Source organism: Nonomuraea sp. NPDC050547 (genome assembly GCF_044457345.1).
Classification (GTDB): Bacteria; Actinomycetota; Actinomycetes; order Streptosporangiales; family Streptosporangiaceae; genus Nonomuraea.
On record NZ_JBITGW010000011.1, the window covers coordinates 51310 to 63349 of the forward strand.

Consider the following 12040-nt stretch of genomic DNA (forward strand, 5'->3'; position numbering starts at 1 on the left):
CCTCATGGATGATCGGCTGGGGGGCTACTGGCTGGGCATCCGGCTCGGTGGGCGCACCGTTGAGGCCTACGACGAGTCGGGGCTGCGCCGTGCCCTGACCCAGTGCGTCCCGCCGGAGGACACCGAGCCGCTGCGGCGCGTGAGGAGCCTGCACGTCGCCGCCGTCGTCGAGGTCGCCGCCACCTACCTGACCAGCGAGTACGTCGAGGGACACAGCCTGCGCCAGGCCGTCGAGACCCGGGGGCCCTACTCCGCCGACGACCTCTACCGCCTGGCCGCCGCCACCGCCACCGCGCTGGCCGCCATCCACGAGGCCGGCGCCGTCCACGGCGCGCTCGACCCCGGCGCGGTCCTGCTCACCGACGCGGGCCCCCGCCTGGTCGGCCTCGGCACCGGAGACGCGTGCGGGCCCGCCGACGACGTGCGCGCCTGGGGCCGGCTGCTCGCCTTCGCCGCGGGCGGCCTGGCCGAGCTGGACCTCGCGCTGGCCGACCTGGTCACCGCCGCCCTCCACGCCGACCCCGAGCGCCGCCCCGGCGCCCGCCAGCTGCTCATGTCGCTGCTGGACCAGCCGCAGTCGCAGCAGGGCCGATTACTCCCGCCCGAGCCGGTGCACGACCCACCGCTCGGAACCCGCGCCGAGCAGCTCTACGCCGCGCTCAGCCGGGCCGAGCAGGAGCTCGTCCCCGAGGTACTGCTCCGCCTGGTGGGCATGGACGAGCGCGGCGACGACACCCGCGTGACCGTCCCGCGGGCCGAGCTCGTGGCCGGGCGCACACCGGAGCAGGCCGCCGCGATCGAGCGCGTGCTCGAGGTGTACGGCGAGGCCGGGCTGCTGACCCGCGACGAGGAGAGCGTGACCATGGGCTGCGGGGCGCTCCTGCGGGCGTGGCCGAGGCTGCACGAATGGCTCGACGCCGAGCGCGACGGGCTGGCCGTACACCGGGAGCTGGCTCGGGCGGCGCGGCGGTGGGAGAGCGGCGGGCGGCGCGAGGCCGACCTGTTCCACGACGGCACGCTCGACCGGGCGCTGGCCTGGGCGGCGACCGGGCGGCGGCACGTCACGCTGGGCGGCGACGAACAGGCCTTCCTCGACGCGGGGCTGACGTCGGGACGGCGCAGGGGCCGCCGCCGCTGGATCGTGGCGGCGGCGGTGGCGGTCGCGGTGCTCGCGGTCGCGATCTGGCAGTACGGCACCGCCCAGGGCCAGGTCGACGAGGCGATGGCCAGGGTCGCGGCCACCCGCGCGGAGACGATCAGGCCGAGCGACCCGGTGCTGGCCCGCAAGCTGAGCTTCACCTCCTGGGCCCTGGCGCCGGTGCCGGAGGCCGAGCGGCAGCTCGCCAAGTCCGACACCGACCCGGTGAGCGGTTCCTTCACCGACCCGACGGCGACCGAGCGGTCGCTGCACACGCTGAGCGCCGACGGCAGGAAGCTGGCCGCCCTGACCGACGGCGTGCTGCGGATCTTCGACACCCTCACCGGTGAGCAGATCGCCACCACGCCCGGCCCGCCGGAGAAGATCCGGGCCATCGCCTGGTCGTCGCTGGAACGCGACCTGGCGCTCGTCGGCATCGAGCGCACCTACTTCTGGGACACGACCTTCAGGGAGGGGACCTTCAGGGAGGGGACCTTCAGGGAGGGGACGTCGGGCGGTGGTGTCAAGGTGAAGTTCGCCCGGGGGCTCAGCCAGCCGGGCCGGCACGCGGCGTGGTTCAGCCCCGGAGGCGCCTTCCTGTTCGCCGAGGGCAGCGAGTACGGCGAGCGGTGGGCCTGGAACCTCGGCCTGGACGAGGAGGCGTTCGCCGGCCGGTTCGTGGTGGTGGGGCCGGACGACCGGCGGGTGCTGGAGTTCGACGGCCGCCGCTCGGTGATCGACGACCTGCACACGGGCCGGGTCACCCCCGCGCCGTGGCTGGAGCGGATGCCGCCCGACTACACCGCCTTCGGCCCCGACGGCTCGCGGGTGGCCATCGCCGGCGAGGACGGGGTGCAGCTCTACGACCTGACCGGGGTGCCGACGCTGTCCACGCCGCTGCAGCCCGCCTCGGGCACGCTGCGTTTCAGCCCCGACGGCAAGTACCTGGCCGGGACCGACAGCGACCGGGTGCGGGTCTGGCGGGTGGCGAGCGGCACGCTCACGGTGGACCGGCAGGTGCCGCTGGCCGGTGGGGACCGGCCGGTGCAGGCGGTCTTCGATCAGTCGAGCGCCGGCATCTGGGTGCTGGCCGGGCGCGGGACGGTGCTGTCGATCGCCGCCGACGGCGGGCGCCGGGCCGCCCCGGTGGCCGCGGCCAGGTCGGCCGAGGCGATCTGCGCCGACTCGGGCGGGCTCAGCCGGGAGGAGTGGGCCAGGCACCTGCCGGAACTGCCCTTCCGCGACCTGTGCCCGCCGCCGCGCACCGCCCCTCGTTGACGGTCACCGTCCCGTCATGCCGCGCACCACCTCTTCGATGCCTTTGCGCAGGTCCTCGTAACAGGGGATCTCGCCGGCCCCGGCCAGCGCGTCGAACACCAGGCCCTCGGCGTAGGCGATGAGCTGGCGGCCGTGCCGTACCGGATCGGGCGAGCCCAGGGCGGCGGCGATGGCGGTGGCGGGCGCGCGGAACTGGTTGCCGGCCGCGTCGTAGATCGTGCGCAGTTCCGGGCGGCGGGTGGCCTCCAGGGCGAGTTCGTAGCGGGCCAGCGTGCGGCGGCTGTCCTGGAGTTGCTTGTGGAGGGCGGCGGCGAGCAGGTCGATCGGGTCGCCGCCGGGCTCGATCACCGACTCGAACGTTCTGCGCTCCAGGACGGTGAGGCGGTTCAGCGTGAGCTCCAGGAGGGCGGCGCGGGTGCGGGCCAGGTTGGAGGTGGAGCCCGGCGGCAGGCCCGCGGCCTCGTCCACGGCGCGGTGGGTCAGGCCGCGCATGCCCCGCTCGGACAGCAATGCGATCGCGGTGTCCGCGATGAGCTCGGAACGGTTCACGACATCGGATACTACACTTGTAGTTGAAACTACGCCTGTAGTACCGTCACGGACTACAGGCGTAGTGAGGAGTGGGCGATGGCGACGGCAGTGGTGATCGGCGGCGGTGTGGGCGGGCTTACCGCGGGCCTGGCGCTCCGGCTCAAGGGCTGGGACGTGACGGTCCTGGAACGGGCCCCCGCGCTGGAGAACGTGGGATCGGGGCTGGCCGTCTCCCCCAACGGGCTGCGCGCCCTGGACACCGTCGGGCTCGGGGACCCGGTACGCGAGCTGGCCCGCGTCCAGGGCGCCGCCGGGATTCGCAAGACGGACGGGCGCTGGCTGTCTCGGACCTCGCAGGAACACGCGCGGATCCGCTACGGCGACGGCGTCGTGCTCATGCTGCGGCGGGTCCTGGTGGACCTGCTGGCCGACGGACTCGGCCCGGCGAACATCCGCCTGAACACCGAGGTCACCGGCCTGGACCCCGAGAGCGGCACCGTCGAGACCGGGCGGGAGACGTTGCGGGCCGACCTGGTCGTCGCGGCCGACGGCATCCGCTCCGGGACCAGGCGGCAGCTCTTCCCCGGGCACCCGGAGCCCGTCTACTCGGGGGTCACCGCCTGGCGCGGGCTGCTGCCGCGGCCCGAGGGCGTGACGGTCCACAGCGCGGAGAGCTGGGGCCGCGGCCTGGTGTTCGGGACCCATCAGCTGGCCGGCGACCTCGTGTACTTCTACGCCACCGACCTCGCCGCGCCGGGCGGGCGGGCCGACGACGAGCGCGCCGAGCTGCTGCGGCGCTTCGGGAGCTGGCACCAGCCGATCCCCGCGATGCTGGAGGCGGTGAAGCCGGGCGCGATCCTGCGCAACGACGTGTACTACCAGCGGACCCCGCTGCCCCGCCTGCACCAGGGCCGGGTGGCGCTGCTCGGCGACGCGGCCCACCCGATGACGCCCAACCTCGGGCAGGGCGCCTGCCAGGCGCTCGAGGACGCGGTCGTGCTCGCGCACCACGCGGGCGGGGACCTGGCCGGCTACACCGAGGCGCGGCTGGGCCGTACAGCGGAGATCGTCCGCAGGTCCATGGCGATCTGCAGGGCGACGAAGATCCGCAACCCGGTGGCGATCGGGCTGCGGGACCTCGGCATGAGGGCGGCCGGCCGGTTCAGCTCAGATCTGATGTTGCGGGCAATGGACTCGGTTCTGGACTGGCGGCCACCGGCGCCGGCCGGTCCTTCGAGTGGTCGGGCGTCAACCGGCCGAGCGTGATCGTGCCGCCGACGGTCAGCGCCGCGGCGATGATCGCGGGCACGGCGGTCGACGGGCTGGTCGGCAGCGGCTCACCGAGCAGGATCGCGCCGGCCAGCACCGAGGTGATCGGGTCGATCACCTGCACACCGGCGTAGGCGATGCCGAAATATCCCACCGCGTAAGACTTCTGCAGCAGCACCACCGCGCAGATCAGCAGCACCGGCACCGCCAGCGTGAACCAGTGCAGCAGCCTGCTCAGGTCGCCCTCAAGCCCGCCGCCGACCACGCGTACGAACGTGGACACACTGGCCGTGACCGCGCCCGCCCCCACCGAGAGCAGCAGCGCCTTGTTCGCCCCCTCGACCCGCCGCGCCGCCACCTGCGTGATGAGCACGATGACGCCGATCACCGCCAGGAACGCGAGCGCCGCCGGCGTCCCCAGCCGCGGCGTCACGTGCTGCTGCGGGACGAGCAGCATCAGCCACAGCAACCCCACCGCGACCGCGACAGACCCAAAGATCTCCGCCTTGTACGGCTTGCGCCCATACATGAACGCCGCCAGCGGCACCGCGAACACCAGCGTGGCCACGCTGATCGGCTGCACCACGACGAGCGGCGCGAAACTCAGCGCCACCGCGTGCAGGCTGGCGCCGGTGAACCCGATGACGCCCCCGATCCACCAGCGCGGGCGTTTGACGAGCTTGAGCGTCGCCCCCTGAGCCACCGCCTCGTACTGCTGCAGCGCCGCGCCGAGCGCGTATCCCAATGCCCCTGCCAGAGCAATCGCCAGACCGACCCACGTCATGGGCGCCCGCAGAGGGGCAAGGAACCTTTCAAGAGCATTCACCCAGCTTATGGCTCGGTGTCCGCTCTCGGATCAGTCTTTAGGAGGAAGGGCATACACAGAAGAGATGCCCTTCCGGGTCCTGGAGCACCACCCATCGGATGCCTTCCTCGGTCACACCCGGCTGAAACCCGGGCTTCGTGGCTCCGAGCTCCACGTACTCGGCGACCGCCTTCTCCACGTCCGGAACCCGGAAGTCGAAGTGGAACTGCTTGTCGGGACTCGGCCAAGTGACCGGCTTGCGATCCGGCACCCGGCCGAAGTAGATGGACACCGTACCGTTGCCGACGGCGGCGTACTCGTCTTCGGAGTACTGGATCTCGTAGCCGGTGATCCGGTGGTAGAACTCGGCGAGCCGCTTGGGCTCGGCGCAGTCGAGGGTGAACGCGAGAAGTTCGGCCTTGGTTGTCATGGGGCTACTCTGCCGGCCATACCTGCCATCTTCTGTCAGGTACGCGGAAGTGCCTTGAGCAGGAAAAAGTGCGGTCTTCCGCGAAATTTCGGGCGGGTCCACGATCGGAGGCGTGACGATCATCGACAGGCCCGACTACCGGCCCTTCCCCGACCCCGCCAAGCCGCGTTCCCTCACCTGGCCCGTCATGGACCCGGTCCGCGCCGACGGCCACTACGTCAAGGACATCGTGCTCAACTTCGAGCACCTGGCCGACGGCGAGGGCATCCCCCTGCACCGGCACACCGGGGAGGAGGTGCTCATCATCGACGAGGGCGAGGCCGAGGCCTTCCTCGGCGACGAGACCCGCCTCGTGGGGCCCGGCGCCGTCATCTTCGTCCCGCCGGGGACGCCGCACGGCTTCCGCAACGCCTCCGGCGCGGTGGTACGGCTGCACGCCCTCTTCCGCGAGCACGTGGTCGGCACCCAGATCGACGGCCGCCCCGCATCCCTGGACGACTTCCGCCTGATCACGGACGCGTGGGCGAATTCCAGATGAAGCGCCGGGGCGCCGCCCGCTAGGGTGGGCCGTGTGTACCAACGACTGATCTGCTCCCCGCCGCCCGCCCTCTAGCGGGCGGCTGACCTCCTTCCCCGGATACCCCAAGGCTGGGCCCCGGTGGTGAGCGCTGCCCGCGCGCGGGCCTCATCCACCTCATCCGGAAAGATCAGTCATGACCCCGATTTCCGCGCGCCGCGGCGCGGTGTACGCCGCCATCGCCGCAGCCGCCTGGGGCACCGGCGGCGCCGCCGGCTCGCTCCTGTTCACCACCCTGGACCCGGTGTCCGTCTCGTTCTGGCGCTACCTCCTGGGCGCCGCCTTCCTCCTCCTCCCTCTCCTCCTCCGCCCCACCCGAACCCGCTCCGTGCCCGCCGGCCACACCAGCACAGCGGACCACACCGCGCGAACCCGAGGCCGCACGCTCCCCACGCGCTTCGGCGCCACAGCGGCGAGCAGCGACAACGCCGGAGACCGGCACACCGCCACGGCGGCCAACGGGCGCACGGACGCCGCAGGGCACACCGGACAGCCCCGAAGCCGCACGCTCTTCGGCGCCGCAGCGGCGAGCAGGGACGACGGCGGAATCCGGCGCCCCATTACGGCGGGCAACGGGCGGGTCGCCGGGCCCGTGAGTAGCGCGGGTTCCGTGGGTCCTGTGGGTCCTGTGGGTTCCGGGGGTTCCGTGGGCGACAGGGGGACGGCCAAGGCGTTGGTGAGGGTGTGGCGGGTCGGCGTGGTCGGGGTGGGGATGGCGGTGTACCAGGCGGCCTACTTCGCGGCCATCGCCGAGTCCGGCATCGCCCTGGCCACCGTCGTGACGATGGGCGCCACCCCGGTCCTCACCGCCCTGGGCGGAAGGTTCCTGCTGAACGAGCGCCTCAGCCGCGTGGGCCTCGTCGCGCTGGCCGCCGCGCTCGCGGGCCTGGCCCTCCTCACGGGCGGCGGCCCGGCGGACGGAGCCACGGCGGGCGTGGCGTGGTCGCTGCTGTCCGCGCTCGGCTACGCCGCCGTCACCCTCTACTCCCGCCGCCACAACGGCGACCCGGAGACCACCGCCGTGGGCGGGTTCGTGGTGGGCGCCGCGTGCCTGGCGCCGTTCGCGCTGGCGGGGGGCATCCTGCCGGAGTTCACCCTGGCTTCGGCCGCCACCCTGCTGTTCCTGGGCGCGGTCCCGACGGCCCTGGCCTACGCGTTGTTCTTCCGCTCCCTCACGGCGCTCCCGGCCGCGACCGTCTCGGTCATCTCGCTCGGCGAGGCCGTCGGAGCGGCGATGATAGGAGTGGTGCTGTTCAGCGAAAGGCTGACGCTTCTGGCCTGGTCAGGATGCGTTCTGCTGCTGGCCGCTGTCGTGGTTCTGACCGTGCACGGGCAAAGGTGAGTTAGGGTCCGGTACGGCGGTGCCTGCCGTACCGGACCCCTTATCGGGGGAATCAGGGGGAACGGTGCCGAGGGAGCGCGCGTTGGAGGAACCGTGGCCTCGATTACCGGAATGATCAGGAATCTCCTGGACCGTCCAGGAGGGGTGAACCTGAGTCCGTACCTGAAGATCGTCAAGACGGCGAACACCCGCGCCGACCGGATCGGCAAGCTCGACGATCTGCCTGAACCGTCCATGGACGATCTGGCCGAGTTCTGCGCCGTCGCCCGCGAGGCCGCCGACCGCACGCTCGGCCTGCGGCCGTACGATGTGCAATTGCTCGGCACGCTCGCGCTCCTCCACGGTCACGTCGCCGAGATGGCGACCGGCGAGGGCAAGACCCTGTCCGGCGCGATGGCGGCGGCCGGGTACGCCCTGCAGGGCAAGCGCGTGCACGTGATGTCGGTCAACGACTACCTGGCCAGGCGCGACGCCGAGTGGATGGCGCCCTTCTACGAGGCCATGGGCGTCAGCGTCGGCTGGATCGGGCAGAACTCCACGCCCGAGGAGCGCCGCGCCGCCTATTCCCGCGACGTCACCTACGGCCCGGTCAGCGAGATCGGCTTCGACGTGCTGCGCGACCGGCTGCGTACCGACGCGGCGGCGATCGTGGTGCCGGAGCCCGAGGTGGCGCTGATCGACGAGGCCGACTCGGTGCTCGTGGACGAGGCCCGGGTGCCGCTCGTGATGGCGGGGGCGGCCGACGAGGGCAACGCCGTACCGGAGATGGCGGCGCTCGTGCGCACGCTGGTGCGCGGCTACCACTACGAGATCGACGAGGGCGCGCGTAACGTCTACCTGACGCCGAAGGGCGCCGACAGCGTGGAGAACATCCTCGACGTCGAGCTCTACGACGAGAACGAGCCGGGCACGCTCATCGAGCTGAACCTGGCCCTGCACGCCCACGCGCTGCTGGCCAAGGACGTCGACTACATCGTGCGCGACGGCAAGGTCCAGCTGATCAACCCCTCGCGCGGCCGGGTGGCGCTGCTGCAGCGCTGGCCGGACGGCCTTCAGGCGGCCGTGGAGGCCAAGGAGGCGCTGCCGCCCAGCGAGAAGGGGGAGATCCTCGACTCGCTCACCATCCAGGGCCTGATCAAGCGTTATCCCAAGATTTCCGGTATGACCGGCACGGCGGTCGCGGTCAGCGAGCAGCTCGGCGAGTTCTACGGCCTGAAGGTCGCCGTCATCCCGCCCAACACCCCCGCCATCCGCGAGGACGAGCCCGACCGGATCTACCCGACCGTGCCCGACAAGGACGCGGCGCTGGTCGAGGAGATCCAGGAGGCGCACGCCACCGGCCGCCCGATCCTCATCGGCACCCTGGACGTGGCCGAGTCGGAGAACCTCGCCAAGCTCCTGCAGCGCCGTAACCTGGAGCCCGTCGTCCTCAACGCCAAGAACGACGCGGAAGAGGCGGCGATCATCGCCAGGGCCGGCGAGCGCGGCGCCATCACGGTCTCCACCCAGATGGCCGGCCGCGGCACCGACATCCGCCTGGGCGACGGCGTGGCCGAGCTCGGCGGCCTGTACTTGATCGGCTCCGGCCGACACGCCAGCAGCCGCCTGGACGACCAGTTGCGCGGCCGGGCCGGCCGCCAGGGCGACCCGGGCGGCTCGGTCTTCTTCGTCAGCATGCAGGACGACCTGATCACCCAGTTCGTCCCGGACGAGCGCCCGCCCGCCGCCGACCCCGACGGCCTGGTCCGCCACCGCCGCGGCGCCTACCTGGTCGGCCACGCCCAGCGGGTGGCCGAGGGCGTCAACCTGGAGATCCACCGCAACACCTGGCGTTACACCCGCCTGCTGGAGCACCAGCGCGAGCTGATCCTGGAGTGGCGCGACAAGGTCCTCCACACCGACTCCGCCGCGAAGGCGCTGGCCGAGGCCGACGCCGAGCGCTGGGACTCGCTGCCGGAGGACACCCGCGAGGAGACCGCGCGCCAGATCGTCCTGCACGCGATCGACACCTGCTGGACCGAGCACCTGGCCTTCCTCACCGATCTGCGCGAGGGCATCCACCTGCGGGCGCTCGGCCGGATGAGCCCGATCGACGAGTTCCACAGGGAGGCGGTCGCCGAGTACAAGTCGCTGCAGGCCGAGATCGAGCGGCGCTCGCTGGAGTCGTTCGAGTCGTCGGAGCCCGACCTGAAGCGCCCCTCCGCCACCTGGACCTACCTGGTGCAGGACAACCCGTTCGGCACCGAGTGGGACCGCATTCTCAAGCGCGTCACCTCCGCCGCCCGCCGCGGTTAGGCACGGCGGAAACCTACAAGACCGGTCCGGCGGCGGGCGGGAAGGATGAGGTCATGACCGTTGACCTGACCTCCGCCGCCGACTTCATGGCCACGCACGCGCGTGTTCTTGACCGGCTGCGCTTCGACGCCCTTCTCGGCTCCGGTGACCACGCCGGGCTGCTGCCCGCGGTGAACGCCTATCGCAACCCGGACGGCGGCTACGGCTGGGGCCTGGAGCCCGACCTGCGTTCCCCGGAGAGCCAGCCGGGCGCCGCCCTGCACGCCTTCGAGGTGTTCGCCGAGCTCGCCCCGGCCGTCGCCGTCCAGGCGGAACAGCTGTGCGACTGGCTGGAGACGGTGACGCTGCCCGACGGCGGCCTGCCGTTCTCGCTGCCCCTGACCGTGCGGGCGGGCACCGCCCCGTGGTGGGGCGGCGGCGACGCAACGACCTCCTCGCTGCAGATCACCGCCGTGAGCGCGGCGGCGGCCCTGCGCGTCCCGTCGGTGGCGGGGCATCCGTGGCTGGCCCGCGCCATCCGCTACTGCCTGGACGCCGTCCGCGCGCTGGACACCCGCCCCCACGCCTACGTGCTGTCCTTCGCCATCCACTTCCTGGACGCCGTCCACGACCGCGAGCCCGAGGCCGCCGCCCTCCTGGACGGCCTGGCCAAGCTCATCCCGGACAGCGGCGAGATCCCCGTGGAGGGCGGCACGGCCGACGAGAAGCTCACCCCGCTCGACCTGGCCCCGCACCCCGATCGCCCGGCGCGTGCCCTGTTCACGCCGGCCCAGATCGAGGCCGACCTCGACCGGCTGGCCGCCGCGCAGAAGGCCGACGGCGGCTGGACCGTCGAGTACGCGAAGATCTCGCCCGCCGGCGCCCTGGAGTGGCGCGGCGTCGCCACCTTCAACGCCGTCGACGTTTTGCGGCGCAACGGCCGCCTCTGAGACCCTGGCCCGATGACCGAACGCCCTGTCGTCGTGCCCCACGATCCCGCCTGGCAGGGAACGGCGGCGCGACTGTGCGCCGACCTCCGGCGCGTGCTCGGGCCGGTGGCGACGCACGTGGAGCACATCGGCAGCACCTCGATCCCCGGCATGGCGGCCAAGCCGCTGTTCGATCTCCAGGTCAGCGTTCTCGATCTGGACGAGGCCGAGCGGGTCTTCGGCGGGCCCCTGGAGGCGCTGGGGTTCACGATGTCGCCGTACCGGCGCGACCACGTGCCGGCGGGGCTGGAGGACGACCCCGCCAGGTGGGCCAAGCGGCTCTGGACCCGGCGGGGGAGCCCCGGGGACGAGGTCAACCTGCACGTGCGGGTGCTCGGCGCGCCCAACGACCGCCTGGCGCTGCTGTTCCGCGACTGGTTCCGGGCGCATCCGCGGGCCGTACCCGCTTACGCGGACTTCAAGCGGCGGCTGGCCGGGGCGGTGCGTGAGACGGGTGAGTACGCCGACGTCAAGGACCCGGTCGTGGACCTGGTCATCGTGGTCGCCGAGGGATGGGCGGACGAGACCGGCTGGACGGCCCACCCTTAGGGCTTGCGGGCCACGCCGCCCAGCAGGAGTTCCTCCCAGGTCTCCAGCGGCCCGGGACTGCCCTCCGGACGCCAGTGGGGAAGGTGGACGAGGCCGGGGCCGACCATGTCCAGCCCGTCGTAGAAGCGGTTGATCGACTCGGCGGTGCGGAAGCGGCCGGTCCCCATCGTGGCGTGCAGCATCGCCTCCAGCGCCTTCGCCTTGGGGTTGTGGGAGGTCATCATGTTGGACGCGGCCAGGTAGCTGCCGCGCGGCAGCGCTTCCATGTACTGCTTGACCAGCCCGTGCGGGTCGTCCTCATCGGGGAACAGGTGCAGCACGCTCATCATGAGCAGGCCCACCGGCCGGGAGAAGTCGATCAGGTCGAGCAGGTCGGGGTCGCCGAGGACGGCGTCCACGTCCATGGCGTCCGCGGTGATGGCCGTGGCGCGCAGGTTGGTGCGCAGGATCGAGCGCGCGTGCGGCTCCACCATCGGGTCGAGGTCCACGTAGACGACGCGGGCCTCGGGGTTGGCGAACTGGGCGACCTCGTGGGTGTTCTCGATCGTCGGCAGGCCCGCGCCCAGGTCGATGAGCTGGGTGACGCCGGCCTCACGCACCAGATGGTCGGTGACCCGGCCGACGAAGGCGCGGTTGCACCAGACGAGGCTGACCACCTCGGGGACCGCGGCGGTCAGGCGTTCTGCCACGGCCCGGTCCACGGTGAAGTTCTCGGTGCCGCCCAGCAGCGCGTCGTATACACGAGCCACGCTCGGCCGGGTGGCATCGACCCCGGGGGGAATCCATTCGTTGATCATGGGCGGCTCCGCCGAAGTTCCGTTGCCGCGGATCGTATCCAGACTCCGGCCGGTATGTCAG

11 protein-coding genes are annotated in these 12040 nt (G+C 72.4%); 7 read left to right on the forward strand and 4 right to left on the reverse strand.

All coding sequences use genetic code 11. The annotated features are described in order from the left end of the window. The first annotated feature begins 4 nt into the window (after nucleotides 1-4). A complete protein-coding gene (locus tag ACIBHY_RS26860) occupies nucleotides 5-2416 on the forward strand; it encodes a hypothetical protein (RefSeq protein WP_397308044.1) in 2412 nt (803 codons plus the stop codon). Between the two features lie 3 nt (nucleotides 2417-2419). On the opposite strand, the gene ACIBHY_RS26865 is transcribed toward ACIBHY_RS26860, so the two are convergent. Beyond that, nucleotides 2420-2965: a TetR/AcrR family transcriptional regulator gene (locus ACIBHY_RS26865; RefSeq protein WP_397244697.1), complete on the reverse strand. Its 546-nt coding sequence runs from the start codon at nucleotides 2963-2965 to the stop codon at nucleotides 2420-2422. A gap of 78 nt (nucleotides 2966-3043) precedes the next feature. Between ACIBHY_RS26865 and ACIBHY_RS26870 the strand changes: the two genes are divergently transcribed. After that, nucleotides 3044-4213, forward strand: coding sequence for an FAD-dependent monooxygenase (locus ACIBHY_RS26870; RefSeq protein ID WP_397308045.1), 1170 nt, complete (start codon nucleotides 3044-3046; stop codon nucleotides 4211-4213). On the opposite strand, the gene ACIBHY_RS26875 is transcribed toward ACIBHY_RS26870, so the two are convergent. Together ACIBHY_RS26875 and ACIBHY_RS26880 are read right to left on the reverse strand one after the other, a co-directional pair. Then, nucleotides 4110-5000 carry a DMT family transporter gene (locus tag ACIBHY_RS26875; protein ID WP_397244701.1) on the reverse strand — a complete coding sequence of 297 codons (891 nt, stop codon included), beginning with the start codon at nucleotides 4998-5000 and terminating at the stop codon, nucleotides 4110-4112. The genes ACIBHY_RS26870 and ACIBHY_RS26875 overlap by 104 nt on opposite strands. Nucleotides 5001-5079: 79 nt before the next feature. After that, the gene (locus tag ACIBHY_RS26880; protein WP_397244703.1) at nucleotides 5080-5451 is read right to left on the reverse strand and encodes a VOC family protein; all 372 of its coding nucleotides are present in this window, start codon (nucleotides 5449-5451) and stop codon (nucleotides 5080-5082) included. 112 nt (nucleotides 5452-5563) lie between these two features. Between ACIBHY_RS26880 and ACIBHY_RS26885 the strand changes: the two genes are divergently transcribed. The 5 genes from ACIBHY_RS26885 (at nucleotide 5564) to ACIBHY_RS26905 (ending at nucleotide 11182) form a co-directional block, all read left to right on the forward strand. Then, nucleotides 5564-5989, forward strand: a complete 426-nt coding sequence (locus ACIBHY_RS26885; protein WP_397244705.1) for a cupin domain-containing protein — start codon at nucleotides 5564-5566, stop codon at nucleotides 5987-5989. A 175-nt stretch (nucleotides 5990-6164) separates the two neighbouring features. After that, complete coding sequence (locus ACIBHY_RS26890; protein WP_397308046.1) at nucleotides 6165-7370, forward strand: DMT family transporter; 1206 nt, start codon at nucleotides 6165-6167, stop codon at nucleotides 7368-7370. A gap of 111 nt (nucleotides 7371-7481) precedes the next feature. Continuing rightward, a complete protein-coding gene (gene secA2, locus ACIBHY_RS26895) occupies nucleotides 7482-9665 on the forward strand; it encodes an accessory Sec system translocase SecA2 (protein ID WP_397308047.1) in 2184 nt (727 codons plus the stop codon). A 53-nt stretch (nucleotides 9666-9718) separates the two neighbouring features. Continuing rightward, complete coding sequence (locus ACIBHY_RS26900; protein ID WP_397308048.1) at nucleotides 9719-10594, forward strand: hypothetical protein; 876 nt, start codon at nucleotides 9719-9721, stop codon at nucleotides 10592-10594. Between the two features lie 12 nt (nucleotides 10595-10606). Next, entirely contained in the window at nucleotides 10607-11182 is a 576-nt protein-coding gene (locus ACIBHY_RS26905) for a GrpB family protein (RefSeq protein ID WP_397308049.1), read from the forward strand. Here ACIBHY_RS26905 and ACIBHY_RS26910 read toward each other — a convergent pair. Continuing rightward, entirely contained in the window at nucleotides 11179-11979 is an 801-nt protein-coding gene (locus tag ACIBHY_RS26910; protein ID WP_397308050.1) for an SAM-dependent methyltransferase, read from the reverse strand. The two genes, ACIBHY_RS26905 and ACIBHY_RS26910, sit on opposite strands and share 4 nt — an antisense overlap. Between the last annotated feature and the right edge of the window lie 61 nt (nucleotides 11980-12040).